We start from the raw sequence: 25,285 nt of genomic DNA on the forward strand, positions 1-25,285 counted from the left end.
AGGTGTCCGTGGTGCTCAGAGGCCCTGGATGACCTGGCGACCGGCCAGGGGCTCGTTGAGGGTGATGGTTGTGATCGTGCTCAGGGCGACCGCCATGCAGTCGCCGGATCCCGGCAAGGCGCCGGTGCTCAGGGTGATGGTGACAGCCTGGGGTGTCTGCTCCACCAGGGCGTGCACGCCCTGGCAGGAGGCGGGCCCGGCAAAGTAGGTGATCTCGATGGTGGTGTCGTCCACGGCGCGCCAGGACTTCCAGCGTACGGGCACCATGGGGGAGACCAGGTCGTCACGGGGGACCATGACCTGGGGCCCGTACGTCTCGTTCCCGGTCTGCGCCGCGGGGTCTCGGGCAGGGGCGCAGCCGGTCAGGAGGAGGGCCACGATGCCCAGGACGGCGGCCTGTTTTCCTGACATCTTTCGTCTCCTGCGGTGGCGTCCTAAAGTGCTACGCACTTGGTGCCGAGCTGGCTGTAAGGAAGATCCTCAGCTTGAATTATAGCACAGGTTATGAGTTCTGTCACTCGCGTTCAGCTCCGCAGGCGCGTCCCCAGCGCCCGGGCCCCTCAGGACGAGGCCGTCACCAGCCCGGACTCGTAGGCGGCGATGACGAGCTGGGCCCGGTCGCGCGCCCCCAGCCGGGCCAGGAGGGCGGTGATGTGGCTGCGGCACGTGGCCCGGGTGATCGACAGCTCCGCCTCGATCTGGGTGTTGGACAGGCCCCGTGCGATCAGCACCAGGACCTCGCGCTGGCGCGGCGTCAGCGCCCCCACCCCGCCAGCGGCCCCGGCGTCGCCCCACCTGCGCGGGACGGCGGCCGGGACGCCCTGGGCCACCAGGCGCTCCAGGGCGCGCGGGCTGAGTAGGGACTGCCCGGCGTGCACCGTGCGGATGGCGTCCACCAGCACCTGGGGGTCGGTGTCCTTCAGGAGGAACCCGCTGGCCCCCGCCCGCAGGGCGCCCAGGACGTAGTCGTCGACGTCGAACATGGTCAGCACCAGGATCCTGGTGGTGACCAGGTCCGGGTCGGCCACCAGGCTGGCCGTGGCCTGGATGCCGTCCGTGCCGGGCATCTGGATGTCCATGACCACTACGTCGGGGCGGTGCTCACGGGCCAGGGCCAGGGCCGCCTGGCCGTCGGCGGCGGTGGCCACCACGCTCAGGTCCGCCTCGGCCTGGATGAGCGCGGCCAGGGAGCTGCGCATGAGCGCCTGGTCCTCGGCGACCAGGACCCGTACCGGCCTCCCCGGGCCCACCCTCCCCGTCTCCGCGGCCTGCGCGGCCCCGCTCACGACCCCGCCTCCCCGCCGGGCCGGGGCGCACCGGCCCCGGTCCGCCCGCCCGCGTCGGCCCGCTCCCGGCCGGGCCGGGAGCCCCGGGCCGGTCCCGCGTCCTCCCCGCCCGCGTCCTCCCGGGCGGGCGCGCCCGGTCGCCGAAGGCCTGGGGCGGGGCCGCAGACGTCCTCAGCCCGGGCGGGCAGCTCCAGGACCACGGTGAAACCGTCCCCGACGGGCCCCGCCGTGAGGCTTCCACCCAGGGCCTGCGCCTGCTCCCGCAGGCCCGTCAGCCCGTAGCCGCTGCCGGGCTGGGGGACCCAGTCCGGGCCGGGGCCGGCGTCGGACACGCGCAGGCTCAGTCGCCCGGGACCGGTGTCCGCCTCCACACGCACCGGGCTGGGCCCCGCGTGACGGGCCGTGTTGACCAGGGCCTCACGCACCACCCGCAGCGCCAGGTCCTCGGCGGGGGCGGCGCCACAGGGTGCCGGTGGCGGCGCAGCCCGCCGGGCCTCGGCGTCCCCACCCCGCAGGACCGCCAGCATGCGCCGCAGGTCGGCGGTGGCCTCGTGCCCGGCCTGCTCGATCTGGGCCAGGGCCTGGCGCAGGCCCTCAGGATCCCGGTGCAGACGCTGGGCCACGGCCGCGTGCACCGTGATCGCCCCCAGCCCGCCCGAGACCAGGTCGTGCAGCTCACGGGACAGCGCCAGGCGGTCCTCGGCCACCGCCCGCGCCGCCGCCAGGTCGGCCAGGCGGGTCTCGTAGGCGCGCCTCTCACGCCGTCGCAGCCACACGGTCAGGGCGAAGGCCGTCACCAGGGCCGCCACGGTGGTCGCCCGTACCAGCGGACTGGGGGCCTGCTCGGAGCCTACGAGGGACAGGGCCGCCATGAAGGTGACCAGCACCGGCACGGGCCAGTGCCGGGACGACACCTTCTCTCCCACCGGGTAGGACCTGCTGCTCACGCCCCCACTCTAGGCAGGCCCCGCCGGCAGCGGCATCAGACCACGGTCTGAGGGACCGGGCTCCGACCCGGGACGCCCCGGACCCTCCCCGGAGCCGACGCCGCCCGGCCCGGGAGCACCCACACTGGCGCCATGATCGTTATCGACTCCCTGAGCAAGAGCTACCGGGGCCGCGAGATCCTCCACCAGGTGTCCTTCCGGGCACGCCCCGGCCGGGTCACCGGCTTCGTGGGACGCAACGGCGCGGGCAAGTCCACCACCCTGCGCTGCCTGCTGGGCCTGGACCACCTCGACGGCGGCCGCGCCCTGGTCCTGGACCGGCCCTACGCCCGCCTGCGCCACCCGCTACGCCACGTCGGCGCCGTGCTCGACGGCGCCGGGGCCGCCCCCTCCCGCACCGGGTACGCCCACCTGCGCTGGGTGGCCGCGGGCGCGGGCCTGCCACGACGTCGGGTCAACGAGGTCCTGGAGGCCGTCGGCCTGACCCAGGCCGCCCGGCGCCCGGTGTCCACCTACTCCCTGGGGATGGGCCAGCGCCTCGGCCTGGCCACGGCGCTCCTGGGCGACCCGCAGGTGCTCGTCCTGGACGAGCCGGTCAACGGCCTGGACCCCGAGGGCATCCGGTGGATCCGGGACCTGCTCAGGGCGCGCGCCGCGGCCGGGGGGACGGTCCTGCTCTCCAGCCACCTGCTGGGCGAGCTCGCCGAGGTGGCCGACGACGTCGTCGTCATCGCCGACGGGCAGGTACGGTTCTCCGGGACCCTGGAGTCGGCCCGGGCCGGGTACGCCACCTTCGAGGACGCCTTCTTCCACCTTGCCGACCAGGGCCCGGACGGGGCCCCGCCAGCCCGCCAGGCAGGGGCCGCCTCGTGAGCGGGGCCGTGCGGGTCCTGCACGCCGAGGTGCTCAAGGCCCTGAGCCTTAAGCCCGTGTGGTTGGGGTCGGCCCTGACCCTGGTCCTGCCGCTGCTCGTCACCTGGGTCGCCAGCTCCGGCCTGGTAGCCGACCTGAGGGCGGGTGACCCCTACGCCCTGGAGCAGCTCACCGACATGCCCTTTATGGAGCTGAGCATGGCGGGCGTGCCCGGCCTGGTCATTACGGCGACCGCGGTGTTCGCCAGCGAGTTCCAGCGCGGCAGCCAGGAGACCGGGGGCACCCGCCAGCTGGCCACCACCCTGCTGGTGGATCCCGGCCGCCGCTCCACGCTGGTAGCCAAGATCCTGGTGGTCCTCCTGGCAGGCATCCTCCTGCTGGCCGGGGCGCTGGCCCTGGAGCTGTCCCTGCTCCACCACCTCCTGGGTGAGTGGGCCTCCACGCGCAGTGACCTCACGCCCGGACGCCTGGCGGCCCTGGCCGCCTGGTGGGGGATCAACGCCCTGCTGGCGGCGGCGCTGGCCACCCTGAGCCGGGGGGCGACGGTGCCCCTGGTCACCCTGGTCACGGCCTCGAGCCTGGTCTCCCCCTCCGTGCTGCTGAGCAAGGTGACCGACCTGGCCGTCTACCTGCCCGACGCGGCCGCCTACAGCCTCTTCATCCGCCAGACCCGGTTCGGCATCACCCCCACCCCCACCGCGGCGGTGGTCGCCTGCGGCGTGTGGGCGCTGGCGGCGCTGGTGACCACGGCGGTGGCCTGGATAAGGCAGGACGCCTCATGAGGTGGCGGGACTCGCAGACGGCCTGCGCCTGCCGGGCCGAGGCGCTCAAGATGGTGACCTTCCCGGCCGTGCGGTGGGCGGGCGCCGCGACGGCGGCCCTGGCCCTCCTCCAGCTGTGGTCGGCGGCCAGGGGCCGGGCGCGGGGCGGGGCGGGCGGCCTGGAGCAGGTGGCCTGGTCGTGGACCGTTCCCGTCCAGGTGGGGTTCCTGGTCACGGGAGCGCTGGCGTGCGCGGCAGGGACCACCTGCCTGCGTACCACCCTGCTTGTCCAGCCGGTGCGCGCCCGGGTGGCCGGCGTCCGGACCGGCGTGGTCGGCCTCGGTGCGCTCGCGGCCGCGGGGCTGCTCCTGGCCCCCGTGGCCGTGCTCCTGCCGGGCCGGGGGACGGCTGGTGCCACCGGGCGCGTCCTGCTGTGGCTGGTGGCGGCCGCGCTGATCGGCTCGGGGGCGGCGGGACTCCTGCGGCGGGCCTCGACCGCGGTCACGGGGGCCCTGCTGCTCGTCGTCGTCCCGCAGGCGCTGTCAGGCTACCTGGGGGCTGCCGGGCGGCTCCTGCCGGGGGTGGCCGCCCAGGAGCTCCTGGGCGGCGCCCGGGGGCCGGGGTCCCGCACAGCGGCGCTGCTCACCGTCCTGGCGTGGGTGTGCGTGTGCCAGCTGGCCGGGGCCTGGCGCACGATCCGCTCGGATGCCTGAGGGCGCCGGAGCGTGCCGTGCAACGGGGCGTGCCGTGCTCAGAAGGTGTGGGCGGACTCGGGGATCGGCCCGGTGGTGCCGGTCATCCAGCCGGCGGGGGAGAAGGCGAAGGAGGCTCCGCTGGTGGTGCTCCAGCACGTGAGCGCCGTCTCGGAGGTGGCGGTGCAGGCGAAGTCCCCCTTGGCGGCGCTCTGCCCGACCGTCAGGGTGTCCGAGGGCGCCCCCAGGTCCCCGGAGAAGCAGAACAGGCCGGACTTGTCGGGCGTGGCCACCAGGTAGACCGCCCCGGTGTCGCAGGCGTTCCCCCTGATGTCGGTGGTGCCGGCGGGCGGGGACCAGGTCCGCGCGTTCACCTGGCACACGACGCCGGGGGAGCCGAGCGGGTTGTTGGAGTCCTCCAGGAAGCTGCACTGGTTCTTCTCGTCAGGGTCCCAGAAGCCGGTCAGGCTGGCGGCGTCCTGCGGGGCGTCGTAGGAGGTGGGAGCCGCGGTGGGGGACCCGTCGCCTCCGGGGGCCGGGGCGCCCGACTCCGTGGTGGCGGCCGTGGACGACGCGGGTGCGCCAGCCGTGGACGTCGTCCCGTCGTCGCAGCCCGCGACCAGGGCCGCTGACACCAGGGCCAGGGCCAGCAGACGCCGTCGGCTGCGTGACGCGGACGCTGCCGGAGCGGGATCCCGCCTCAGGAGGGTGGTACTCATCAGGGTGCCTTTCGCCGTGGGTGTGCCCGGGGACGCCCAGGACGGCCGGTGGTGCCAGCGCCCCGGACGGGACCCGCCTGACCACCTGCCGCGCTGGTTGGTACCAGGGTAGAGCCTTGCGTCACACGCGGCTATGTGACGTCTGGTCTTCCTCGGTGAGGAAGGCGGCGACGTCCTGCGAGCTCACCGGGTGTCCCAGGGGGAGCTGCGGGAGGCCGGTCACCGTACTGGTCCCCGTCTCGGCCTGCGGGTACTCCTTGTTGAAGGCAGAGGTGGCCAGCTCGCTAATGAGCGTGGGCAGGCAGATCCCGCGAGCGGCGGCGACTTGTCTCATGCGGTAGTGGACAGCTGGTGGCAGGTCAACGGTGGTGGGCATATGCGCATTTTAAACTAATGCAGCCTGCGTAATGAGCGGTCTTGTGTCGACGGTGTGGGTGGCGTCTGTGCGTAGTGGTTCCGGCCATACGCGCTGCAGGTACTCATACAGGAGCCAGTGGTGCCCGTGCGCGCAGCGGCCCCGAGCCCGTTCTCACGACGAATAAGTACCGTTCTCGCGGTGGCTGGCTGGTGGTGGCGGCCTGGCTCACCAGGTGTGGGCGGACTCGGGGATCGGCCCGGTGGTACCGGTCATCCAGCCGTCGCGGGAGAAGGCGAAGGAGACCCCGCTGGTGGTGCTCCAGCACGTGATCGTCGCCTCGGAGGTGACGGTGCAGGCGAACTCCCCGTTGGTGGCGGTCTGCCCGACATCCAGGGTGTCCTGCGCCATTCCAATGTCCCCCTCAAGGCACAGCAGGCCGGAGCTGGTGGAGGTGACTACCAGGTGAAGGGCGTAGCTGTTGCAGGGGCGCCCCCTCATATCGGTGCTGTACCTGGGCAGCGACCAGGACTGTGCGGGTACGGGGCATATGACGCCGGCCTCACCGATCGCGGAGCGTGCGGACTGGAATGCGCACGTGCCCTGTCGGGCAGAGCCCCGGAAGGAGCCCAGGTGCCGGGCACCCGGTGGTGCGGCGTAGGAGGCGGGCGCCGCCTGCCCGGGGCCGCCGGTCGGTGACAGGGGGACCTCGCCGGCGGGCGGCAGGGGCGCCCCGTCGGGGCCTGCTGGCAGGGGGAGCCCGTCAGGGTCCGCGCCGGTGGGGCCGGTCTCCTGCGGGCCGGTCTCCTGCGGCTCCGAGGCGGTCACCGACGGTGCCGGGGAGGCAGCCGGGCCGCCCGCCTGCTGGCTGCCGGGCAGGTCGCAGCCCGCGACCAGGCACGCCGCCACCAGGACCGGCAGCACGCGCCGGGCCCGGGCGCGTAGGGCGGGGCGGGGGGTGCCGCGCAGGGAGGCCCCGGTGGGCCGGGCGCGTAGGGCGGGGCGGAGAACGGCCGGCATACTGGTGCTGGTACCGGTCCTGGTGCTGTCGGTGGCCGATGGTCCGGCGTCGATCCCGGTCATAGTAGAGGCTCTCCCGTAACTCAGGTACTCTGACAGACGCTTCCTAAAGCGTACCGGGGGTGATCAGGGTCTGTCATGCACGACCGGGCCCGGGGCGGCGCCCCTGCCCGGTGCCCTACCGCGGGGTGGTGGAGACCCCGGGCGGGGTCCTGGCGGCCGACGCCCCTGCCCGGTGCCCTACCGCGGGCAAAGGCGCAGGCAGCGCCCGGGGCAGGAGTGCGAGGCCGGTTCACGCCGTACCATGTGCCCGTGATCCAGCGACTCTCCACCGCCTTCATCCGCACCCTGCGCGAGGACCCGGCCGACGCCGAGGTCGCCAGCCACCGGCTCCTGGTGCGGGCCTGCTACATCCGCCGCGCCGCCCCCGGCGTCTACACCTGGCTGCCCCTGGGTCTGCGGACCCTGCGCAAGATCGAGGCGGTGGTGCGCCAGGAGATGGACGCCATGGGCGCCCAGGAGGTCCACTTCCCGGCCCTGCTGCCCGCCGAGCCCTACCAGGCCACCGGCCGGTGGGAGGACTACGGGCCCACCCTGTTCAAGCTGCGCGACCGCAAGGAGGCCGACTACCTCCTGGCCCCCACCCACGAGGAGATGTTCACCCTCCTGGTCAAGGACCTGTGCTCCTCCTACAAGGACCTGCCCCTGTCGATCTACCAGATCCAGACCAAGTACCGTGACGAGGCCCGTCCGAGGGCCGGCATTATCCGGGGCCGGGAGTTCGTCATGAAGGACTCCTACTCATTCGACCTGGACGAGGCCGGGCTGGAGGCCTCCTACCAGGCGCACCGGGCTGCCTACCAGCGTATCTTCACCCGCCTGGGCCTGGACTACGTCATTGTCTCAGCGGTCTCCGGGGCCATGGGCGGCTCCCGCTCCGAGGAGTTCCTCCACCCCTCGCCCATTGGCGAGGACACCTTCGTGCGCTCCGACGGCGGCTACGCGGCCAACGCCGAGGCCGTGACCACTACGGCCCCCGGGCCGGTCGACGCCTCCGGGGTGGGGCCCGCGCGGGTGGTGGACACCCCCGACACCCCCACCATCGAGTCCCTGGTGGACCTGTTCAACAAGTCCTACCCGCGCTCCGACGGCCGGGCCTGGAGCGCCGCCGACACCCTCAAGAACGTCGTGGTGGCCCTCACCCACCCCCACGGCGAGCGCGAGCTGCTGGTGGTCGGCGTCCCCGGCGACCGCGACGTGGACCTCAAGCGCCTGGAGGCCTCCCTGGCCCCCGCCGAGGTCGACATGGCCACCGACGCCGACTTCGAGGCCCACCCCGAGCTGGTGCGCGGCTACATCGGCCCGGCCGCTATTGGCCCCAACTCCCCGGCCCGCCGGGTGGAGAGGCGCGAGGACGGCACCGAGGTCCTCACCGGGTCCGTGCGCTACCTGGTGGACCCCCGCGTCGTAGCGGGGACCAGCTGGGTCACCGGCGCCGACACGGACAGGCAGCACGTGATGGACCTGGTCATGGGCCGCGACTTCACCGCCGACGGCGTCATTGAGGCCGCCGAGGTCCGCGAGGGCGACCCCGCCCCCGACGGCTCCGGCCCCCTGCACCTGGCCCGCGGCATCGAGATCGGACACATCTTCGCCCTGGGCCGCAAGTACGCCGACGCCCTGGGACTGAGGGTCCTGGACGAGAACGGCAGGGCCCGGGTGGTCACCATGGGCTCCTACGGCATCGGGGTCAGCCGGGTCATGGCCGCCCTGGCCGAGGCCAACCACGACGAGGCTGGCCTGGCCTGGCCCATCCAGGTGGCCCCCTACCACCTCCAGGTACTGGCCACCGGCAAGGAGGAGACGGTCTTCGACACCGCCCAGGCCCTGGCCCAGGCCCTGGACGAGGCCGGCTTCGAGATCCTCTACGACGACCGCCGCAGGGTCAGCGCCGGGGTGAAGTTCAAGGACTCCGAGCTCCTGGGCGTGCCCTACACCCTGGTGGTGGGCCGCGACCTGGGCCGTCAGGGCACCGTGGAGCTGCGCAACCGCCGCAGCGGGGAGCGGGTGAGCCTGCCCGTGGCCGACGCCGTCGCCCGGGTGTCCGCCGCACTCACCGCCGCCCTGGCCCAGGTCCCCGGGCGCGCCTGAGCCGTGCCGCTCCCACAGGACGTCCCCGCGCGGGTGGTCCCCGGTGGGGGCGTCCCGCCCGGGGGCGCCGGGACGCCGTCGGACCCCACGACCCCGGTCGCGCCCAGTCCGGGTGGCCAGGACTGTCCGGGTGGCCAGGACTGTCCGGGTGGCCAGGACTGTCCGGGTGGCCAGGACGGCCCGGTCGTGGGCCCGAGTCCCACGGGGGGTGCCGTTCCCGGCCCTGCCGCGCCCCGGCCTCTGGCCTCCTGGCGGCTGGCGGCGCCCCTGCGCACCTACCAGGAGGAGGCCGCCCGCGCCGTCGACCTCGCCGACGGCGCCCGCCTGCACCTGGTGGCCCCACCCGGGTCGGGCAAGACCCTCCTGGGCCTGGCCCTGGCCGCCCGCAACGGGCGCCGGGCCGTGGTGCTCACCCCCACCACCGTCATCCAGGAGCAGTGGGCCGCCCAGGCCCGCCAGGCCTTCCGGGTAGCCGGTGGGAGCGCGCCCGCGGTGTCCACCACAGGGGAGGCGCCGGCCGACCTGACTGTCCTGACCTACCAGAGCCTCGCCGTGGTGGACGGCTCCGCCGACTGGGACGGGGCCGCCCGGGGACGCTGGCTGGCCGAGCTCACCGGCCCGCGGACGGCCGCCCAGGCCCGTGACTGGCTCGCCGGGCTGGAGGCCACCAACCCCCGCGCCTACCGCTCCGGGCTGTCGCGCCGGGCCGCCGCCGCCCGGCGCCACCTGGCCGACCTGGACGAGGAGGCCCTGGCCACGATCCTCCACCCCTCCTCCCGGCGGCGTCTGGACGCCCTGGCCGCAGGCGGTGTGGGCACCGTGGTGGTGGACGAGTGCCACCACCTGCGGGCCCACTGGGCGGTGGTGGTCCACTACCTGCTGCGCCGCCTGCGGGGTGGTGGGGTGGACCCCACGCTCATCGGGCTCACCGCCACCCTGCCCTGCCGGGAGGACCCCGCCTGGAGCCGCTACCACGACCTGCTGGGGGAGGTGGACCACGAGGTGCCCGTGCCCGCCGTCATCCAGGAGGGCCACCTGGCCCCCTACCGCAGCCTGCTCCACCTGACCCTGCCCGCCGAGGAGGAGACCCGCTTCCTGGCCACGGCCGGGGCCGAGCTGAGGACCCGCCTGCGCCTGCACCTGCTGTCCGCCGACGGCGTCGCCTACCTCACCAGGGTCGTGGCCCCCGAGGTGCCTGCTACGACGGGGGGAGCCCCTGACGTCCCCGGCCCCCGGGCCCCCGCGGGGGAGAGGTCCCCCGAGGCGCTCCCACTCACGGGCTCCTCCCCGGTACTCCCAGCCGCCCGGGTACCCGCCGCGGGGGCGTTGCCAGCAGCCTGCTCCTCCCCGGCCGGGGAAGGATCCCGGCAGCCCGGGGCGCTCCCGGGGCCGCCCGCCCCGGTGGGGGAGGACCTGGTGGCCCGCCTGGCCGCCGGGATCCGCATGCACCCGGCCCTGGCCCTGGCCGCCGCCGCCCTGCTGGAGCAGGTGGGGGACTACCAGCAGACCCCGCTGACCACGGCCCTCCTGCCCCTTCTGCCGCCCCTGGCACCCCTGGGCGTCCAGGACGAGCTCGACCTCCTGGGCGACTACGCCCTGAACGTCCTGCTGCCCGACCCCTCCCGCCGCGCCCAGTGGCAGGACCTCCGGGAGCTCCTGCGAGGGTTCGGCTACCGCCTGACCGACAGCGGCCTGCGCCGCGGCCGCACCCCCGTGGACGCCCTCGTGGCCGCCTCACGCGCCAAGGACGTGGCCGCCGTCGACATCCTGCGCCGGGAGCACGCGGCCCTCGGGGAGCGCCTGAGGGCCGTCGTCGTCACCGACACCGCCCAGCGCTCCGCCACCCACCGGGCCCTGGACGTCCTGGAGGGGGCGCCCGGTGACCACGCGGCCGGGGCGCGCAGGACGCGCGGGGGTGCCCTGCGCGTGTACGAGACCCTGCTCTCCGACGCCGTCCTGCGCACCCTGCACCCGGTCCTCCTGACCGCCGACCACCTCTGGCTGGCCCACGGCGACCAGGGGCTGCTGGAGCTGCTGCGCACCATGACCGGGACCAGCCTGCCCGCCCAGGACGACGGCTGGACCCTGCGCGTGCGGGGCGGCACCGGCGCCGCCCTCGTACGGGCCGTGGGCGACCTCGTGGCCCAGGGCCGGGTCCGCCTCGTCGTGGGCACCCGGGGCCTGCTGGGGGAGGGCTGGGACTGCCCGGCCGTCAACACCCTCATTGACCTCACCGAGGCCACCACCGCCACCGCCGCCCAGCAGCTCCTGGGCCGCACGCTGCGGCTCGACCCCGCCTGGCCGGGCAAGGTGGCCCACAACTGGACGGTGGCCTGCCTGCCCCAGGACGGGGTGGGAGTGTCCTGCACCACGGACCTGGAGCGGGTCGAGCGCAAGCTGGAGCACCAGTGGACCGCCGCCGCCCTCGCTGGGACCCCGGTCGTCCGCACCGGGCTGTGGGCCGGTCTCACCGACACCCAGCAGGCGGTCCTGGGCCAGGCGGCCCGCCAGGGCAGCACCCACCTCCAGGCGGTGGAGGCCTTCAACGCGGACACCCGTGTGGAGCCGCGGGACGCCGAGGCCACCCTGTGGCTGGAGGGCCCTGCCCCCACCACCAGCCGCCCGGCCCGACGGCGCGGGGAGTGCGAGGTGGTCACCGTCACCTCCGCCCCGGACCTGCTGGCGACCGGGGCCCCGGCCCCCTTCCTGCGCGGGGCCGCGCTCGCGGTCCTGGCGGGGCTGAGGCAGAACGGCCAGGTGGACGCGACCGGACGGATCCAGGTGGTGGTACGCCGCGACGGCCCTGTCAGCCTGCCCGGGCCCTCCGGGGCGCCCGCCCAGGCCGTCCCACCTGGTCAGCCCGCCCAGGCTGTCCCACCTGGTCGGGCCGGGCGGGCGGGCGCGGTCGTCCCGACCAGGTGGGGCAGCCACTCATCCCTGCCTGCCCCACCCGCCCCGGGGCGGGGCGGGCCGGGGCCCTGGGACGGGGCGCAGGTGGACGTCTGGCTGGAGGGACTGGGCGGGCGGCAGGCCGCGCTCCTGGCCGACGCCCTGTCCGAGCTCCTCACCGCGCCCCGACGCCCCCCGCGCTTTGTGGTCGAGGTGGCGCCGCTGGCGGTGGAGCCACGGGGTTGGCGCTCCTGGCCGCCCCTGCGCCGCCTGGCCCTGCTCCTGGCGCGGCACCGGGCCGACAGGCGCGGGCACCGGGCCCTCTACCTGGCGCTGCCCACCGCGGTAGGGCGCTCCCAGGCGGGGGCGGCGGCCTTTACGGGCACCTGGGAGCAGGAGGTGGGGCCCTGCCGGCTGCACCTGGTGCGTGAGGAGGGCGACCTGGCGGCCCTGGTCAGTGCCCGCGGCCCCCTGGGGGTCACCGGGCGCCTGACCGTACGCCGTTGCAGGCTGTGGTGCCCGACCGGGCCCCGCTAGCCTACCTCCCTGGTAGGCGGGCAGGGCTATCTTCCCGCGCCAGCACGCGGGCCTACGGCCTACCTCACCTGGTAGGCGGGCAGGCGGCCTGAGGGGCCTGGGGCCTCGCTGTGGGAGCTCCGGGACCCTGCTGTAGGGACCCCGGGCCCCGCTGTGGCTAGCCTTGGTAGGCGGGCAGGGCGGGCAGGGTGGCCCCCCACGCCTTGGCCCTGCCAGCGGCGTCCACCGCGGCGTCCACCGCCGACGTCCGGGCCGCGCCGCTGGCCGACCCGACGGTGCTGATCTCCGCCGTCATCACTCCCAGCTCCACCTGGAGCGCCCAGGTGGCGTCCAGGCCCTGCGCGTCAGAGGACGCCGTGGGGGCGGCGTAGGCCGCCAGCCGGGAGTCGGTGCCACCCAGCGCCACCGAGGCGCGGACCACCTGGTCGGCCACCGCGCCGTCGGCCTGGGCGCGCTCGCGGTCCGCACCGGCGGAGCGGGCCGCCACCTCCTCCATGGCGTAGCGTGCCGAGTCGTAGGCCAGGAGCAGGTCGGCGCCCAGGGGCTCGGTCATGGTCGCGGCGTCGCGGGGGGCCGGGGCCACCGACCCCGGTGAGAGCTCCTCTAGGCGCGTGGACCAGGACACCACCAGTGAGGCCGCCAGCTGCGCCTGGGCGGGCTCGGCCGTCTCCAGGACGCCCCGTGCCGTCGCCACGCCCGAGCTCAGCGCCGTCACCAGGTCGCCGACGGTCGCATCAGGGGCGGCCGTGGCCACCGGGGTGGCTGTGGGGTAGGTGGTGGGGACCGGCGTCGCCCAGGGCTCCCACACCCCACCCAGGGCCTCCACCTGCTGGCGGGCCTCCTCCTGGATCGAGGCCGACGTCGGGACCACCGCCTGGTCCGTGGAGGTGGTGGCCACCACCTGGGCGGTGGAGCCAATGAGGGTCGCGGCCCGGGCCATGGCGTCACGGGAGGCCTCCGCGGCCGAGGCCTGGGGCAGGACCACCGACGAGCCCTCCCCCACCTTCAGGGCGCAGGCCCCCACCGAGGCCGTCAGGGCGCCCACCAGCAGCAGGGCCCCCACGCGGCGCAGCCTCACCCGGGCGGAGGAGGGCAGCCGGGCGTCCCCGACGGGGGCCGGTCGGCTTCGTAGGGCGGGGCGCGGGCGGGGCGGCGGGATCTTCACGCTACGATCCTCCCACGCCGGGTACCATGGCCCCGCACGGCCACGCCCGCACCGGGCACGCAGGAGGAGGACCCATGGCAGACGCTCTCGCCCACAGGCTCACCGAGCTCCTGACGCCCGTGGTGGAGGGCAAGGGGCTTCACCTGGAGGGCGTCCGGACCACCCGTGCCGGCAGGTACTCCGTGGTACGGGTCCTGGTGGACCTGCCCGACGGCCCCGGCGACCTGGACCTGGACGCCCTGGGCCCCGTCACCGCCGCCGTCTCCGCCGCCCTGGACCAGGCCGACCCCGTGCGCGGGCGGTACACGCTGGAGGTCTCCACGCCCGGTGCCGAGCGGCCCCTGACCACGCCCCGCCACTTCCGCCGCGCCGTGGGGCACCGTGCCACGCTCACCACCGCCGCCCAGACCCTGACGGGTACCGTCACGTCCGCAGACGAGACGAGCGTCACCCTTGACGTGGACGGTACGACGCACACCATCGCCTACCCGGACGTCACCGGCGCCCAGATGGTGGTCACCTTCTGAACCGGCTCCCGCACCGTCACCCCACGCCCCGGCCCGACACCACCGACACGAGCAAAAGAGGAACCATGGACATCAACATGCCGGAGCTGCGAGGCGCGGCGGGCGAGCTGGGCATCGACCTGGACAACCTCCTGCCCGCCATCGAGGACGCCATCCTGGGCGCCTACTCCAAGGTCCCCGGCGCCATCCGCGGCGCCCACGTGGAGATCGACCGCAGGACCGGGCACATGAGCGTCCTGGCCCCCGAGGTCGACGAGAACGACGAGCCCACCGGCGAGTACTTCGACGACACCCCCGACGACTTCGGCCGCATCGCCCAGGCCACCGCCCGCAGCGTCATCGTCCAGCGCATCCAGGACCGCCGTGACTTCGAGGTCCTGGGCACCTTCAAGGACAAGACCGGCGAGCTCATCTCCGGGACTGTCCAGCAGGGCCGCGACCCCCGCCTGGTCTACGTGGCCCTGGACGAGGAGCACGAGGGGATCATCCCCCCTCACGAGCAGGTCCCCGGTGAGCGCTACCGTCACGGTGACCGCCTGCGCGCCTACGTCACCGAGATCTCCCGGGGTCCCAAGGGCGCCCAGATCATCCTCTCACGCACCCACCCCGGCCTGGTGCGCAAGCTCTTCGAGCGCGAGGTCCCCGAGATCTCCCGGGGTGACGTGGAGATCATGGCCGTGGCCCGGGAGTCCGGGCACCGGACCAAGATGGCGGTGCGCTCACGTACCCGCGGGGTCAACGCCAAGGGCGCCTGCATCGGCCCCATGGGCCAGCGGGTGCGGGCCGTCATGGCCGAGCTGGGCGGGGAGAAGATCGACATCGTGGACTTCTCCGGGGACCCGGCGCGCTTCGTGGCCAACGCCCTGAGCCCGGCGCGCGTCTCCTCGGTGTCCGTGGTGGACGCCAAGGAGCACACCGCCCGGGTGATCGTCCCGGACTTCCAGCTCTCCCTGGCGATCGGCAAGGAGGGGCAGAACGCCCGTCTCGCCGCCCGCCTGACGGGCTGGAAGATCGACATCCACGCCGACACCGAGTCCGGCCAGGTGGCTCCCGGCACCGTGTCCCGGGCCGATGACGTGAGCGGTCCCTCAGCCCTGGCCGAGTAGAGCACGCCGCCGACGCCGGTAGACTGACCCCCGACGCCGCACCGTCCGTGCGCCCGCGTGCCCGTGAGAGGGCCGGGCCGCAGCAGGACGAGGTAGCCCGACGAGCGAGAGGACTAAGGGGACTTGGTGGCTGCCACCACGCACGAGCCCACTCGCACCTGCGTCGGCTGCCGTACCGCGGCCCCACGTGCGCAGCTCCTGCGCGTTGTAGCGTCCACCGACGGCGACCTGGTGGTGGACTCCCGGGCACGTATGCCCGGGCGGGGCGCCTGGATCCATCCCGATCCGGCCTGCGTCAGCCTCGCCGAGCGGCGGCGTGCCTTCGGGCGTGCGCTGCGCCTCAGCGGGTCACCCGATGTGGCCCCCGTCCGGGAGCACCTGGCTGCGCAGGCGGCCTCGGCCCCGGACGCACCCCCGGCCCCCACGGCCGGACCATCGAGCACGAAGGCGGGTAGGAAGCCGATGGGCACCCGATGAGTACCCAGCGATGAGCTGCCTCTAGAAGCACCCACCCCTGTCCGGGGGTGGGTCAACCGGACAGGAGAAAAGTGGCAAAACCACGTGTTCATGAGCTCGCCAAGGAGCTCGACCCCACTGGCAAGAAGGTCACCTCCAAGGTGATCCTCACCTGGCTCAAGGACCAGGGCGAGTTCGTCAAGGCGGCCTCCTCCGCCGTCGAGCCGCCCGTCGCCAGGCGTGTCCGCGAGCACTTCGGTGCCCAGGCCCGGACCGACGCCGCCCCCAAGCCGACCCCGCGGCCCTCCAGGCCCGCCGCCCGGCCCGGCCCCAAGCCCTCAGCGCCGACGGCGCACCCGACCCCGGCGCCCCCGGCCGCCCACAAGGCTCCTGCGGCCCCCAGGCCCTCTGCGCCCGCCCGGCCCACCCCCGGGCCCCGGCCCGCGGCCCCCAAGCCCTCCGGCCCGGCCTTCTCAGCCGCCCCCGAGCCTCCCAGGACCCGTCGGGAGGCTCCTGCCACGCCGTCGGCCCCCAAGCCGCACGCCGCCCCGGTCCCGGGGCCCCGGCCCGCGGCCCCCAAGCCCTCCGGCCCGCGTCCCGGCGGCCGTTCCGGCGCCCCGAGGCCCGGCAACAACCCCTTCGCCCCCTCCCAGGGCATGCCCCGCTCGGGCGAGCGCGGCCGTGGGCGTGGTGAGGGCGGACGCCAGGGCGGTCACGAGCGCTCCGCCGCTCCCCGTCCGGGCGGCTCTGGGGCACCGCGCCCCGGCGCCCCCCGCCCCACCGCACCGCGTCCTGGTGGCCGCTCCGGTGCCCCGAGGCCCGGCAACAACCCCTTCGCCTCCTCCCAGGGCATGCCCCGTCCGGGCGGCTCTGGGGCACCGCGCCCCGGCGCCCCTCGCCCCACCGCACCGCGTCCCGGCGGCTCGGGGGCACCGCGTCCCGGTGGCTCCGGCGGTCCCCGTCCGGGTGGCTCAGGGGCACCGCGCCCGGGTGGTCCCCGCCCCGGCGCCCCCCGTCCCGCGGGCGCGGGCGGACCTCGTCCTGCGGGCGGCCCGCGTCCCGGGCCCCGTCCCGGCGGGCCTCGCCCCAACCCGGGGATGATGCCCGGGCAGTCCTCCATCGGTCGTCCGGGGGCGCCCGCCCGGAGCGCCCCCGGGGGTCGCGGCGGCGGTCGCGGCGGCCGCCCGGGCACCGGCGGCCAGGGTGCCGGCACCGGCCGTCCCGGCGGCTTCGGCGGCGGTCGCGGCCGCGGTGGGCGCGGCTCCACCCAGGGCGCCTTCGGTCGCGGCGGCGGCGCCCCGCGGGGACGCAAGTCCAAGCGGACCAAGCGCCAGGAGTTCGAGCAGCAGAGCGCGCCGTCGATCGGCGGCGTCATCGTCCCGCGCGGTGACGGCTCCACGCCGGTGCGCGTGCGCCAGGGCGCCACGCTGACCGACCTGGCGGAGAAGATCAACGCCAACCCCGCCGCCCTGGTCACCGTCCTGTTCCACCTGGGGGAGATGGCCACGGCCACCCAGTCCCTGGACGAGGACACCTTCGCCCTCCTGGGCGCCGAGTTGGGCTACGACGTCCAGATCGTCTCCCCTGAGGACGAGGACCGCGAGCTGCTGGAGTCCTTCGACATCGACCTGGAGGCCGAGGAGGCCGAGGAGGACGACTCCGAGCTGCGTCCGCGCCCGCCCGTGGTCACCGTCATGGGCCACGTGGACCACGGCAAGACCAAGCTGCTGGACGCCATCCGCTCCACCGACGTCGTGGCCGGCGAGGCCGGGGGCATTACCCAGTCCATCGGCGCCTACCAGGTGCGCGTGCACCTGAACGACGAGGAGCGGCCGATCACCTTTATCGACACCCCCGGCCACGAGGCCTTCACGGCCATGCGTGCTCGTGGTGCCGAGGTCACCGACATCGCCATCCTCGTGGTGGCCGCCGACGACGGCGTCATGCCCCAGACGGTGGAGGCCCTCAACCACGCCCAGGCGGCCGGGGTGCCGATCGTGGTGGCGGTCAACAAGATCGACAAGGAGGGCGCCAACCCGGAGAAGATCCGCGGCCAGCTCACCGAGTACGGCCTGGTGCCCGAGGAGTACGGCGGCGACACCATGTTCGTGGACATCTCCGCCAAGCAGCGCACCAATATCGACGGGCTGCTGGAGGCCGTCCTGCTGACCGCGGACGCCGCCCTGGACCTGCGGGCCAACCCCGACACCGACGCCCGCGGCGTGACCATCGAGGCCAAGCTCGACCGGGGCCGAGGCGCCGTGACCACCGTCCTGGTCCAGCGCGGCACCCTGCACGTGGGCGACCCGATCGTGGCCGGCAGCGCCTACGGGCGCGTGCGCGCCATGTTCGACGAGCACGGCGAGACCCTCACCGAGGCGGGCCCGGCCCGGCCCGCCCTGGTCCTGGGCCTGACCAGCGTGCCCAGCGCCGGGGACTCCCTGATCGTGGCCCCCGACGACCGCACGGCCCGCCAGATCGCCGACAGGCGTGAGGCCGCCGAGCGTGCCGCCCTGCTGGCCAGGCGCCGCAAGCGCGTGAGCCTGGAGAACCTCAGCGACGTCCTCAAGGCGGGCAAGGTCGACACCCTCAACCTCATCCTCAAGGGGGACTCCTCCGGTGCGGTCGAGGCCCTGGAGGACTCCCTGCTCAAGATCGACGTGGGCGAGGAGGTGGCGCTGCGCGTCATCCACCGCGGGGTGGGTGCGATCACGCAGAACGACGTCAACCTGGCCACGGTGGACTCCGCCGTCATTATCGGCTTCAACGTCCGGCCCGCCGAGCGCGTCTCGGAGATCGCCGACCGCGAGGGCGTGGACATGAAGTTCTACTCGGTGATCTACCAGGCCATCGAGGACGTCGAGTCCGCCATGAAGGGCATGCTCAAGCCCGTCTACGAGGAGGTCGAGCTCGGCAGCGCCGAGATCCGCCAGATCTTCCGCTCCTCGAAGTACGGGGCGATCGCGGGCTCCATCGTGCGCTCCGGCACGATCCGGCGCGGCGCCAAGGCGCGCCTGGTGCGCGACGGCGTCGTGCTGTCCGGGGACCTCACCATTGAGACCCTGCGCCGTGAGAAGGACGACGTCACCGAGGTCCGCGAGGGCTACGAGTGCGGTATCAACCTGGGCTTCAAGGACATTGCCGAGGGCGACGTCATTGAGACCTGGGAGATGCGCGAGAAGCCGCGCGAGTAGCACCCGACGGGCAGGGGCCCGGCCCCTGCCCGTCGTCCTGGCGCCGGGGCCCTGAGGGGTCCTGGCGCCAGGCCTCCTCGCCGGACATCCTCGCCGGGCCCCCGGCACGGTGCGGCCGGACCGGCGGGCTCAGACGAGGTAGCGCGCTGGCATGTCCCGGGGGAAGCCGGTGAGGATCTCCTCACGGGTCAGCGCGACGTCGGGTGCCGCCGGCAGGCTCGTGCCCCAGGCCTCGTGGCACAGCCGGACCAGGTGCTCGCCGTCCACGAGCTGCACGCCTGCCTGCTGGGCGTAGGTGACGGCGTCGCGCGTGAAGCGGCTCGTCGTCACCACCATCATGCGGTCAGCCCCCTCCACGGTGTTGGCCCCCCGGAGCTTCTGGACGACGGGGCGCCCCACTGTGTGGGAGCGGTCATAGCACTTGCACTCCACAATGTAGCTCAGGCCGTCCTTCCAGAGCCTGAGGTCAATGCCCCCGTCGCGTGAGGGCGGGGTGACCTCGGCCTGGAAACCGTGGGCCCGGAAGAGATCCGCGCAGAAGGGCTCAAAGTCGGTGGGGCGGGTGGAGAAGGAGGCGAGGAGGCCGTCAATGCTCGTGGCGCTGGCCTGGGCCGCGGCCCGTGACCCCGTCACCCTGGCCTTGACCTGCTCGTGGTCGGACCGCTCCACGGGGACGCCCGCCGCGCGCAGGCGCAGGACGAGGTCGTACATGACGAAGACGCTGCCGCACAGGATGCGCCAACGGTGCACCTCCAGCACGGACTGCCGCCTGATGACGCGGTTGTCACTGCGGCGCCGGTCCCTGGTGGCGTCCTTGTTCGCGTAGCGCCACCGGGGGTAGGCGAGGGTGAAGGCCCCGGTCTGGCGGTAGGGACGTGAGCGCCTGACCCTGAACCGGCGGCCCAGGGCGACCCCGAGATCCGCGCTGGCCCGGGAGCGCAGGTAGCCGCGGTAGACGTACCGGAGGACCTGCCAGGCCACCGTGAGCACGGTGATCACCGCGAGCGCGCGCACTCCCAGGTCAATAGCCTGCTCCTGCGTCATACTGAGAAAATAGTTAAGGTCCATGAAGGACTCCCTGAGCTGTTTCCTGTGTCTTAGCGGTCTCTCACGTCGGCGTGGACCGCCTCACGTATGATATAGCCCGTGGCACAGTGGCCGTGACCTGGCTCGGTACCGGACCCCCGCTAGGCTGGGCGGGTGACCACGACCCAGGCTCCGAAGGCGCCCCTGCTCAATATCGCCAACGCCCTGACAGTGCTGAGGCTCGTCATGGTGCCGGTCTTCGTCGTCCTCATGCTCCGCGAGGGCCAGGGTCCCCGGATGGCGGCGGCGCTGGTCTTTATGCTCGCCGCCGCCACCGACCGCCTTGACGGCCAGCTGGCCCGCAGCCGCAACCTCGTGACGAGCTTCGGCAAGATCGCCGACCCCATTGCCGACAAGGCCCTGACGCTGTCCGCCTTCGTGCTGCTGTCCATGACCGGCGACCTGTGGTGGTGGGTCACCGCCCTGGTGGTGGTACGCGAGCTGGGTATCACGCTCCTGCGCTTCGTCATGCTGCGCCGTGCCGTCATGGCGGCCTCCCGCGGGGGCAAGCTCAAGACCTTCCTGCAGATCCTGGGGCTGACGGGCCTGCTCGTCCCCTGGGGCGCCGTCCTGCCCACCGGCGCGGCCCAGGTGCTGCTGTACCTGGCCTACGCCATTGTCGCCGCCGCCACCGTGGTGACCGTGGTCACCGGCCTGGACTACGTGCGTGACGCGGTGAGGATCTCGCGTGACGCCCGCTGAGGCCGCCCGGGACCTGCTGGCCTCAGCGGGCCGGCGGGGGCTGACGGTGGCCGTGGCCGAGTCCCTGACCGGGGGCATGGTCTCCTCCGCGCTGGTGGGGGAGCCGGGGGCCTCCGCGGTCCTGGTGGGCGCCGTGGTCTGCTACGCCACCCGTCTCAAGGCGCAGGTCCTGGGGGTCAGCCAGGAGCGCCTGGAGGCTACCGGGCCGGTGGACGACGAGGTGGCCCGGCAGATGGCCCGGGGCGTGGCCCGGGTGCTGGGGGCCGACGTCGGCCTGGCGACCACCGGCGTGGCCGGGCCCGGGCCCTCCGGCGGACACCCACCCGGCGAGGTCTACGTGGCCGCCTGGGGCCCGTGGGGGAGCGTGGTGGACGCGCTGCGCCTGGAGGGGGACCGCCTGGGGCGCCTGGGGGTGCGCCAGGCTAGTGCGACGGCGGTCCTGCGCCTGGCCCTGGCGCAGATCCGGGCCCTGGAGAAGATGGAGACGCAGGACACAACCTGATGACGGAGGTCCTGGGCACACGGGACCTGTCCACGCGACATCAAGGTTTCTCCCAGGCTCGGCTGTCACACTCTGCCCAACGCCGAGCCCTGCCGACACGTCAGGGCGCAGCGGGAATGAACAGACCAACGGATTGGTTGTGGCCAATGATGAACAACGCGACTCACCCCCGCACCCCCCGCCCCGCACGTCCGGCCTCCCGGGCGTCGATGCGTCAGGCATCCGCGGCGGGGTACGGTGCGATGGACACGACCCCTAAGAACGAGACCGTCCTGCTACGCCGGGAGATCGGCGAGGTCCTCCGTTCTGTACGACAGCACCAGGGGCGCACGCTACGTGAGGTCTCCTCGCAGGCACGTGTCTCCCTGGGCTACCTCTCCGAGGTGGAGCGGGGCCAGAAGGAGGCCTCCTCCGAGCTCCTGGCCTCCATCTGCCAGGCCCTGGACGCTCCTCTGAGCGTGGTGCTGCGTGAGGTCTCCGACCGCATCGCCCTGACCGAGGGCGTGGCCGTCCCCGACACCGTCCCCGACGAGCTCATCCGCCAGCAGGGCGCCAGCCTGCGCTGAGCGGCACGTTTCCGACCAGCTCCGGCCCCCGGGGCGCCACGGCGTCCTGGGGGCCGGTGCGTCCCTATACAAGGGGGAGGCGATGAGGCACTCAGAGTTCTGGCGCTCGGTGGAGACGGTCTTCGGCCCGGCCTACGGCCGCAGCCTGGTCCAGGACCTGGTGGTCCCCGCCCTGGGGGCCACCTGCGCGGCGGCCCTTGAGGCCGGGACGAGCCCGGGGCTGGTGTGGTCCGCCCTGTGCGACGAGATGCAGGTGACCCAGGCCCAGCGCTGGGTCTTCCGGGTCGACCCGCGCGACCGGGGGCACCGGGGGCACCGGGGGCGCTGAGGACCCGCCGGGACGCGCGACGGGCGGGTGCGCGGGTGCGCCTGCGGGCGGGGCGGCGTGGCGCCAGCTCGCTTTCGAACACGTGTTCGGCTACTGTGGTCCACAGACGACGGCACCGCCCGCCGTGTCCACAGGACAGGTTAGCGGGTCGTGAAACGTGTCGGTGGTCCGGCATACCGTCGTCACTGAGCCCCGGAGAGGGGAACTCAGCCCACGGACCAGCCCTGTCCACGCGGCCGCGAGCCGCCCGAGAACCCGAGGTACCACCATGGCAGCTGCAACCCAGACCCAGGACCGTTCCAAGGCCCTGGCCACCGCCCTGGCCCAGATCGACAAGTCCTTCGGCAAGGGCTCGATCATGCGCCTGGGGGACGAGTCCCGCCCACCGGTGGCCGTCATCCCCACCGGCTCCACCGCCCTGGACATCGCCCTGGGTATCGGCGGGCTCCCGCGTGGGCGCGTGGTGGAGATCTTCGGGCCGGAGTCCTCCGGGAAGACCACCGTGGCCCTCCACGCCGTGGCCAACGCCCAGAAGGCCGGGGGCAACGCCGCCTTCATCGACGCCGAGCACGCCCTGGACCCGGTCTACGCCAAGGCCCTGGGCGTGGACATTGACAACCTCCTGGTCTCCCAGCCCGACACCGGCGAGCAGGCCCTGGAGATCGCCGACATGCTCATCCGCTCCGGCGGGCTGGACATTATCGTCATCGACTCCGTGGCGGCCCTGGTGCCCAAGGCGGAGATCGAGGGCGAGATGGGCGACTCCCACGTGGGCCTCCAGGCCCGCCTCATGAGCCAGGCCCTGCGCAAGATCACCGGGGCCCTGTCGGCTACCGGCACCACCGCCATCTTCATCAACCAGCTCCGTGAGAAGATCGGGGTCTTCTTCGGCTCCCCGGAGACCACCACCGGCGGCAAGGCCCTGAAGTTCTACGCCTCGGTGCGCATTGACGTGCGCCGCACCCAGACCCTCAAGGACGGGGACCAGCCGGTGGGCAACCGCACCAAGGCCAAGGTGGTCAAGAACAAGATGGCCCCGCCCTTCAAGCAGGCCGAGTTCGATATCCTCTACGGCCAGGGGATTTCCCGTGAGGGCGGTCTGCTGGACCTGGGGGTGGACAACGGCATTATCCGCAAGTCCGGGGCCTGGTTCACCTACGGGACCGACCAGCTGGGCCAGGGCAAGGAGAACTCCAGGAACTTCCTCAAGGACAACCCCGAGCTGGCCAGGGAGATCGAGGACAAGATCCTCGCCGCCCTGGGGATCGGGGAGCCCGGGCGCCGGGCCAGGGAGGAGGCCGAGGCCGCCGTCGCCGCAGCGGCCACCCCGAGCCCCGAGGCCGCGGGCAGCCCCAAGCCGGCCCGTGGGCGCGGGCGCAAGAGCGCCAAGGCCGCCAAGGAGCCCAAGGACGAGGACAAGGCCGAGGGCGCCACGACCGAGGAGACGGACACCATCTTCGGTGAGGACTCGAGCGGGTTCTAATGGCCTGGCTGACTCCGGACGCCCATACCGAGGCCCTGGAGGCGGCCCGGGAGATCGTCCTGCGCCGCCTCGACCGGGGGCCCGCGCCCCGTGCCGCCCTGGTCGGCCTCCTGGAGCGTCGGCAGGTCGACCCCCAGGTGGCCGCCGAGGCCCTGGACCGTCTGGAGGCTGCCGGGGTCCTGGACGACGCCGCCTACGCCGCCATGCTGGCCCGCACCCGTTTCGCCGAGAAGGGGACGGCACGTCGGGGGATCGCCGAGGAGCTGCGCCGCAAGGGCCTGGGGGAGGGGCACATTGCCGCCGCCCTGGACCAGATCGGGGCCGACCAGGAGCGCCAGGCCGCCCTGGGCCTGGCCCGCAGGAGGATGCGTACCATGACCCACCTGGGGCAGGACGTCCAGCGCCGTCGCCTGGTGGCCTTCCTGGGGCGCAGGGGCTACGACGCCGAGACCGTGCGCTCCACGGTGGACGCCGTGCTGGCAGGTGCCGACCCCGACTGAGGCGGAACGCGGCCGCCCCGCCCGTTCTCACGGTGAATAAGTACCGTTCTCACGGTGAATAAGTACCGTTCTCACGACGAACAAGTACCGTTCTCACGACGAACAAGTACCGTTCTCGCGGGGGAGGGGCGGGCTCAGCCCAGGTGCAGGTCCTTCTCGCTGAAGGCGGTGACCGTGGTGGCCCCGGCGTCGTCGGTGGTGGTGAAGACCAGGTGGGCGCCGTAGGCGCCAAAGCCGCTGACGGAGGTGGTGTCGGCCCGGGTGGTGCCGTCGGGCCCCATAATGCGGGAGGTGGCACCGCCCCCGTCCGCCGGGCTGGTGAGCACCACGCTGCCGTCCGCGAGCACCCCGGAGACCTGCTCCTGGGGCCCGGCGGCCTGGGAGGCCAGGCACTGGGTGGTGCCGTCGGGCCTGACCAGCAGCTGTCCCATGAAGGCGTACCCGTTGCCGCTGCCGCCGGTGGCGCCCTGGGTGAAGGAGACCGGGCAGCCGCCCAGGTCCAGGTCCTGGGCCCCGGTCTCCGTGACCGACACCAGGCGGCCCTCACCCGGGACCAGGGCCAGGACGCGCTCAGGCACCGCCCAGAACCTGGAGTCCTGGTCCGCGTCCAGGACCGCGGAGGTGTTCATGTGCAGGGTCCGCTGCGCCTCGTCGTCCGCGGTGGAGGTCACGGTCATGTAGTTGCCGTGCCAGGAGAAGTCGGTCTGCACCGTGGTCACGTCGCTGCCCGGGAAGAGCTCGAGCCCGCGGGCGGTGGACAGGGTGTGGGTCAGGTCCAGGGTGCTCGCGGCGGTGAAGCCGCCCTGGGCGTTCAGGACGCGGGCCCCCACCAGGGTGGTGTGGGAGGAGGCCGTCTGCTCCTCGGTGGTGGGGACCGTGACCGCCTCTCCCTGGCCCGTGGCCACGTCGAACCAGTGGACGGGGCTGCTCAGCGTGTGCGGTCTGCGGCCGGCCCCGGTGTCGGAGGCGTCCCACGTGTCGGTGGTGAACCAGTAGGCCACCACCCCGGCCGCGTCGTCGTAGCTCATGCGCGGGGTGTAGGTCCCCTCCCCGGTGGGCACGGGGACGGTGGCGTCCCACCCCGGGGTCCCGTCCCAGTGGACGTGGTGGACCACCAGGTCGGCCGCGGGATCCGTGCGCGGCTCGACGTAGGTCAGGCCGTGCTCGTCGTAGTTGGTCAGGCCGGGCTCGACCCGCACGCTCATGGTGGCCCGGCTCAGCCCGAGGGTGCCCAGGCCCCGGATCTGGGCGGGCGGCTCGACGGTCCCTACCGGTGGGGTGGTGGTGGCCGGCGCAGGCGTGCTGGCCTGGGCGTCGGCCCCGCTGGTGGTGATCGCCCCGGGGTCGGGGTCCGAGGGGGAGCTGGAGCAGGCCCCCAGGGCCAGTGAGGCCACCACCAGGCTGGTCAGGTAACGACGGCGTGTCATGAGACCTCCAGGA

24 protein-coding genes are annotated in these 25,285 nt (G+C 74.0%); 15 read left to right on the forward strand and 9 right to left on the reverse strand.

From position 1 onward, the window contains the following. Nucleotides 1-15: 15 nt before the first annotated feature. From JJJ15_RS11765 to JJJ15_RS11775, 3 genes are all read right to left on the reverse strand, one after another. Nucleotides 16-411 (reverse strand): hypothetical protein, encoded by a 396-nt coding sequence (locus JJJ15_RS11765; protein ID WP_200510867.1) that lies wholly within the window; start codon nucleotides 409-411, stop codon nucleotides 16-18. A gap of 149 nt (nucleotides 412-560) precedes the next feature. Then, entirely contained in the window at nucleotides 561-1,286 is a 726-nt protein-coding gene (locus JJJ15_RS11770) for a response regulator transcription factor (protein ID WP_281433025.1), read from the reverse strand. Beyond that, nucleotides 1,283-2,233 (reverse strand): histidine kinase, encoded by a 951-nt coding sequence (locus JJJ15_RS11775; RefSeq protein ID WP_246742061.1) that lies wholly within the window; start codon nucleotides 2,231-2,233, stop codon nucleotides 1,283-1,285. The genes JJJ15_RS11770 and JJJ15_RS11775 overlap by 4 nt, the downstream gene beginning before the upstream one ends. 132 nt (nucleotides 2,234-2,365) lie before the next feature. Here JJJ15_RS11775 and JJJ15_RS11780 point away from each other — a divergent pair, with 132 nt between their 5' ends. Genes JJJ15_RS11780 through JJJ15_RS11790 form a run of 3 tightly spaced genes read left to right on the forward strand, consistent with a single transcriptional unit; the run spans nucleotide 2,366 to nucleotide 4,580 of the window. After that, the gene (locus JJJ15_RS11780) at nucleotides 2,366-3,106 is read left to right on the forward strand and encodes an ATP-binding cassette domain-containing protein (protein ID WP_200510868.1); all 741 of its coding nucleotides are present in this window, start codon (nucleotides 2,366-2,368) and stop codon (nucleotides 3,104-3,106) included. Next, on the forward strand, nucleotides 3,103-3,888 hold the full coding sequence (locus tag JJJ15_RS11785; RefSeq protein ID WP_200510869.1) for an ABC transporter: 786 nt from the start codon (nucleotides 3,103-3,105) through the stop codon (nucleotides 3,886-3,888). The genes JJJ15_RS11780 and JJJ15_RS11785 overlap by 4 nt, the downstream gene beginning before the upstream one ends. Further along, nucleotides 3,885-4,580 (forward strand): hypothetical protein, encoded by a 696-nt coding sequence (locus JJJ15_RS11790; RefSeq protein ID WP_200510870.1) that lies wholly within the window; start codon nucleotides 3,885-3,887, stop codon nucleotides 4,578-4,580. The genes JJJ15_RS11785 and JJJ15_RS11790 overlap by 4 nt, the downstream gene beginning before the upstream one ends. Before the next feature lie 38 nt (nucleotides 4,581-4,618). Here the strand turns inward: JJJ15_RS11790 and JJJ15_RS11795 are convergent, their stop codons facing one another. From JJJ15_RS11795 to JJJ15_RS11805, 3 genes are all read right to left on the reverse strand, one after another. Then, a complete protein-coding gene (locus JJJ15_RS11795) occupies nucleotides 4,619-5,278 on the reverse strand; it encodes a hypothetical protein (RefSeq protein WP_200510871.1) in 660 nt (219 codons plus the stop codon). 121 nt (nucleotides 5,279-5,399) lie between these two features. Then, on the reverse strand, nucleotides 5,400-5,654 hold the full coding sequence (locus JJJ15_RS11800; protein WP_200510872.1) for a toxin-antitoxin system, antitoxin component: 255 nt from the start codon (nucleotides 5,652-5,654) through the stop codon (nucleotides 5,400-5,402). 207 nt (nucleotides 5,655-5,861) lie between these two features. After that, a complete protein-coding gene (locus JJJ15_RS11805) occupies nucleotides 5,862-6,653 on the reverse strand; it encodes a hypothetical protein (protein WP_200510873.1) in 792 nt (263 codons plus the stop codon). Nucleotides 6,654-6,965: 312 nt separating this feature from the next. On the opposite strand from JJJ15_RS11805, the gene JJJ15_RS11810 reads away from it, so the two are divergent. Further along, nucleotides 6,966-8,804, forward strand: a complete 1,839-nt coding sequence (locus tag JJJ15_RS11810) for a proline--tRNA ligase (RefSeq protein WP_200510874.1) — start codon at nucleotides 6,966-6,968, stop codon at nucleotides 8,802-8,804. Nucleotides 8,805-8,990: 186 nt separating this feature from the next. Then, nucleotides 8,991-12,230 (forward strand): DEAD/DEAH box helicase family protein, encoded by a 3,240-nt coding sequence (locus JJJ15_RS13310; protein WP_246742062.1) that lies wholly within the window; start codon nucleotides 8,991-8,993, stop codon nucleotides 12,228-12,230. 157 nt (nucleotides 12,231-12,387) lie between these two features. Here the strand turns inward: JJJ15_RS13310 and JJJ15_RS11820 are convergent, their stop codons facing one another. Next, a complete protein-coding gene (locus JJJ15_RS11820) occupies nucleotides 12,388-13,395 on the reverse strand; it encodes a DUF4439 domain-containing protein (RefSeq protein WP_200510875.1) in 1,008 nt (335 codons plus the stop codon). A 74-nt stretch (nucleotides 13,396-13,469) separates the two neighbouring features. Between JJJ15_RS11820 and rimP the strand changes: the two genes are divergently transcribed. The 4 genes from rimP to infB all read left to right on the forward strand — a co-directional run bounded on the left by rimP (nucleotide 13,470) and on the right by infB (nucleotide 18,678). Next, nucleotides 13,470-13,922 carry a ribosome maturation factor RimP gene (gene rimP / locus JJJ15_RS11825; RefSeq protein ID WP_106108818.1) on the forward strand — a complete coding sequence of 151 codons (453 nt, stop codon included), beginning with the start codon at nucleotides 13,470-13,472 and terminating at the stop codon, nucleotides 13,920-13,922. Between the two features lie 65 nt (nucleotides 13,923-13,987). Further along, a complete protein-coding gene (gene nusA / locus JJJ15_RS11830; RefSeq protein WP_106108819.1) occupies nucleotides 13,988-15,028 on the forward strand; it encodes a transcription termination factor NusA in 1,041 nt (346 codons plus the stop codon). A gap of 126 nt (nucleotides 15,029-15,154) precedes the next feature. Next, nucleotides 15,155-15,505: a YlxR family protein gene (locus tag JJJ15_RS11835; RefSeq protein ID WP_106108820.1), complete on the forward strand. Its 351-nt coding sequence runs from the start codon at nucleotides 15,155-15,157 to the stop codon at nucleotides 15,503-15,505. A gap of 71 nt (nucleotides 15,506-15,576) precedes the next feature. Beyond that, nucleotides 15,577-18,678 (forward strand): translation initiation factor IF-2, encoded by a 3,102-nt coding sequence (infB, locus tag JJJ15_RS11840; protein ID WP_200510876.1) that lies wholly within the window; start codon nucleotides 15,577-15,579, stop codon nucleotides 18,676-18,678. A gap of 129 nt (nucleotides 18,679-18,807) precedes the next feature. Here the strand turns inward: infB and JJJ15_RS11845 are convergent, their stop codons facing one another. Beyond that, nucleotides 18,808-19,722: a restriction endonuclease gene (locus tag JJJ15_RS11845; protein WP_200510877.1), complete on the reverse strand. Its 915-nt coding sequence runs from the start codon at nucleotides 19,720-19,722 to the stop codon at nucleotides 18,808-18,810. Between the two features lie 156 nt (nucleotides 19,723-19,878). On the opposite strand from JJJ15_RS11845, the gene pgsA reads away from it, so the two are divergent. The 6 genes from pgsA (at nucleotide 19,879) to JJJ15_RS11875 (ending at nucleotide 23,845) form a co-directional block, all read left to right on the forward strand. Next, the gene (gene pgsA / locus JJJ15_RS11850) at nucleotides 19,879-20,466 is read left to right on the forward strand and encodes a CDP-diacylglycerol--glycerol-3-phosphate 3-phosphatidyltransferase (protein ID WP_246742063.1); all 588 of its coding nucleotides are present in this window, start codon (nucleotides 19,879-19,881) and stop codon (nucleotides 20,464-20,466) included. After that, complete coding sequence (locus JJJ15_RS11855) at nucleotides 20,453-20,968, forward strand: CinA family protein (protein ID WP_200510878.1); 516 nt, start codon at nucleotides 20,453-20,455, stop codon at nucleotides 20,966-20,968. Before pgsA ends, JJJ15_RS11855 begins: the two co-directional genes overlap by 14 nt. 149 nt (nucleotides 20,969-21,117) lie before the next feature. Beyond that, a complete protein-coding gene (locus JJJ15_RS11860; protein ID WP_174714737.1) occupies nucleotides 21,118-21,534 on the forward strand; it encodes a helix-turn-helix transcriptional regulator in 417 nt (138 codons plus the stop codon). 82 nt (nucleotides 21,535-21,616) lie between these two features. Further along, nucleotides 21,617-21,862 carry a DUF3046 domain-containing protein gene (locus JJJ15_RS11865; RefSeq protein ID WP_200510879.1) on the forward strand — a complete coding sequence of 82 codons (246 nt, stop codon included), beginning with the start codon at nucleotides 21,617-21,619 and terminating at the stop codon, nucleotides 21,860-21,862. A gap of 268 nt (nucleotides 21,863-22,130) precedes the next feature. Beyond that, entirely contained in the window at nucleotides 22,131-23,345 is a 1,215-nt protein-coding gene (recA, locus tag JJJ15_RS11870) for a recombinase RecA (RefSeq protein ID WP_200510880.1), read from the forward strand. Then, nucleotides 23,345-23,845 (forward strand): regulatory protein RecX, encoded by a 501-nt coding sequence (locus tag JJJ15_RS11875; RefSeq protein WP_200510881.1) that lies wholly within the window; start codon nucleotides 23,345-23,347, stop codon nucleotides 23,843-23,845. Before recA ends, JJJ15_RS11875 begins: the two co-directional genes overlap by 1 nt. A gap of 134 nt (nucleotides 23,846-23,979) precedes the next feature. Here JJJ15_RS11875 and JJJ15_RS11880 read toward each other — a convergent pair whose 3' ends face one another. Continuing rightward, a complete protein-coding gene (locus JJJ15_RS11880) occupies nucleotides 23,980-25,272 on the reverse strand; it encodes a hypothetical protein (RefSeq protein ID WP_200510882.1) in 1,293 nt (430 codons plus the stop codon). Nucleotides 25,273-25,285: the final 13 nt, after the last annotated feature.

The organism is Actinomyces sp. HMT897, from assembly GCF_016626125.1.
Taxonomy (GTDB): domain Bacteria; phylum Actinomycetota; class Actinomycetes; order Actinomycetales; family Actinomycetaceae; genus Actinomyces.

What these genes read in the sequence shown, in the direction of transcription:
- JJJ15_RS11765 (WP_200510867.1), bottom strand. Translation starts at nt 411, where the DNA reads ATGTCAGGAAAACAGGCCGCCGTCCTGGGCATCGTGGCCCTCCTCCTG.
- JJJ15_RS11780 (WP_200510868.1), top strand. Translation starts at nt 2,366, where the DNA reads ATGATCGTTATCGACTCCCTGAGCAAGAGCTACCGGGGCCGCGAGATC.
- JJJ15_RS11875 (WP_200510881.1), top strand. Translation starts at nt 23,345, where the DNA reads ATGGCCTGGCTGACTCCGGACGCCCATACCGAGGCCCTGGAGGCGGCC.
- JJJ15_RS11880 (WP_200510882.1), bottom strand. Translation starts at nt 25,272, where the DNA reads ATGACACGCCGTCGTTACCTGACCAGCCTGGTGGTGGCCTCACTGGCC.
- JJJ15_RS11805 (WP_200510873.1), bottom strand. Translation starts at nt 6,653, where the DNA reads ATGCCGGCCGTTCTCCGCCCCGCCCTACGCGCCCGGCCCACCGGGGCC.
- JJJ15_RS11795 (WP_200510871.1), bottom strand. Translation starts at nt 5,278, where the DNA reads ATGAGTACCACCCTCCTGAGGCGGGATCCCGCTCCGGCAGCGTCCGCG.
- nusA (WP_106108819.1), top strand. Translation starts at nt 13,988, where the DNA reads ATGGACATCAACATGCCGGAGCTGCGAGGCGCGGCGGGCGAGCTGGGC.
- rimP (WP_106108818.1), top strand. Translation starts at nt 13,470, where the DNA reads ATGGCAGACGCTCTCGCCCACAGGCTCACCGAGCTCCTGACGCCCGTG.
- recA (WP_200510880.1), top strand. Translation starts at nt 22,131, where the DNA reads ATGGCAGCTGCAACCCAGACCCAGGACCGTTCCAAGGCCCTGGCCACC.
- JJJ15_RS11845 (WP_200510877.1), bottom strand. Translation starts at nt 19,722, where the DNA reads ATGACGCAGGAGCAGGCTATTGACCTGGGAGTGCGCGCGCTCGCGGTG.
- JJJ15_RS11860 (WP_174714737.1), top strand. Translation starts at nt 21,118, where the DNA reads ATGAACAACGCGACTCACCCCCGCACCCCCCGCCCCGCACGTCCGGCC.
- JJJ15_RS11865 (WP_200510879.1), top strand. Translation starts at nt 21,617, where the DNA reads ATGAGGCACTCAGAGTTCTGGCGCTCGGTGGAGACGGTCTTCGGCCCG.
- JJJ15_RS11790 (WP_200510870.1), top strand. Translation starts at nt 3,885, where the DNA reads ATGAGGTGGCGGGACTCGCAGACGGCCTGCGCCTGCCGGGCCGAGGCG.
- JJJ15_RS11800 (WP_200510872.1), bottom strand. Translation starts at nt 5,654, where the DNA reads ATGCCCACCACCGTTGACCTGCCACCAGCTGTCCACTACCGCATGAGA.